This window comes from Rummeliibacillus sp. TYF005 (genome assembly GCF_003844195.1).
Classification (GTDB): domain Bacteria; phylum Bacillota; class Bacilli; order Bacillales_A; family Planococcaceae; genus Rummeliibacillus.
Genome location: NZ_ML122640.1, coordinates 1 through 1,639 on the forward strand (window position 1 = coordinate 1; position 1,639 = coordinate 1,639).

Consider the following 1,639-nt stretch of genomic DNA (forward strand, 5'->3'; position numbering starts at 1 on the left):
ACATCTTGCTTGTTCAGTTTTCAAGGTTCATTCTGTCATCTTGCAACAACTTAATCATTATACTAAAATAAATTAACTATGTCAATAACGAATTTTAAATAATTTAATATTGTTTATAATATTATTTTATTTATATTCTACCGCTGTTCTTTCAGCGACTCTAATATTATATGAAATATAAAGTTTTTTGTCAACAAGTATTTTTATATAAATTTTTTCTTTATCCTCTAATCATACGTATGCTAATAGTTGGCGAAATTAAAGCCCCCTTCCCCCGTATCTATTTATTAAACAAGTATATCATCGTCTCACAACAAAATCTGTATACATACCATATAATCTAAACAAGGTTATTCTTTATTCATGCTTTCAAAATCAATTAGTTTTCGAATTCTTTGCAACGATAGTATGCAGCATTATCATCATGTAAGTTTACTTTAATAATTGCTAATGCTTGATATAAAAGCGTTATAATCTTTTATTCACCAACACGGTGACCTATAATCTCTCAAAGGAATAATGAATGATATAGCACGGGTGAAAGAAATGTATATAATACAATCAAATATCTAGAGTGAATAGCAAATGAACGAATTGCAAGCTCAGTTTAACAATATATTATACTATAAGGATTAGGATCTTGAGTGCAACGAAAAAAGAAAGATACCATAGGTGATATCAAAAGTTAATTGAAGAAAAAGAGGTATTATTTATCTTCTTCAAAAAGATATGCGCAGAAATTGTATTAGCAACTTTACGAAAAGCAGTAAGTGCAGCAGCCTCTTTTAAGCCTCGACTCTTTTTAAATAGTTGGGGTGGAAACACAATCTTCAACCCTTATTCTATTGTGCTACCTATATATTTATATAGTGTATTAATAACTTAACTTTCACAGATAGATTTTCACTTTAAATCCCTGATGTTACTTGAGCATCTATCACGATTACTGGTAACAACTTTCATCCCCTTGATTGATTTTGAAATCACTCGATCAAAATAATTAAAAATTGTACTGACAGATGTTCCATATTGTGTGGCTGTTTCTTTAACGTTTTTCCTTTCACTGCACAGACTTACGTCATTTCATTCTACTCGTTAAAGAACAGTTGATAAAGTTGAATAAATGATAATTTTAAAAGTATGTCTTCTTACAACTTGTACGTAAACAACATCTTTTTCGTAGATGTTTTCTTAATAGACGATTTTCATTAAGGACATTCATGATTTCCATTTTCCATAATTCAACATGTTTATCCTTAGTTCCTAGTAGTTCCATGACAAAATGTTCTTACATCCATACTCATTCCAATCCTTTATTGTGCACATTAAACGATCAAAAAGTTTGAGTATTGTGTTTTTTTGGAAGGTTGTCAAAGAATTATATTGCCCCCACTACCACATTTAGTATAGAGATATATAGATTTCTATTTACAAAGAGACATAAAAAAACCCTTTAGAATCTAATGTTCTAAAGGATTTAATATGACCCCTACGGGATTCGAACCCATGTTACCTCCGTGAAAGGGAGGTGTCTTAACCACTTGACCAAGGGGCCAGTATATGGCTCCGAAGGCAGGACTCGAACCTGCGACCCTCTGATTAACAGTCAGATGCTGCTACCAACTGAGCTACTTCGGAA

At 31.4% G+C, this 1,639-nt stretch carries 2 tRNA genes; both read right to left on the minus strand.

The window, feature by feature from the left end:
• Nucleotides 1-1,483 precede the first annotated feature (1,483 nt).
• Nucleotides 1,484-1,555: transfer RNA gene (locus CW357_RS17985), tRNA-Glu, on the minus strand.
• A gap of 6 nt (nt 1,556-1,561) precedes the next feature.
• A tRNA-Asn gene (locus tag CW357_RS17990) sits at nt 1,562-1,638 on the minus strand.
• Between the last annotated feature and the right edge of the window lies 1 nt (nt 1,639).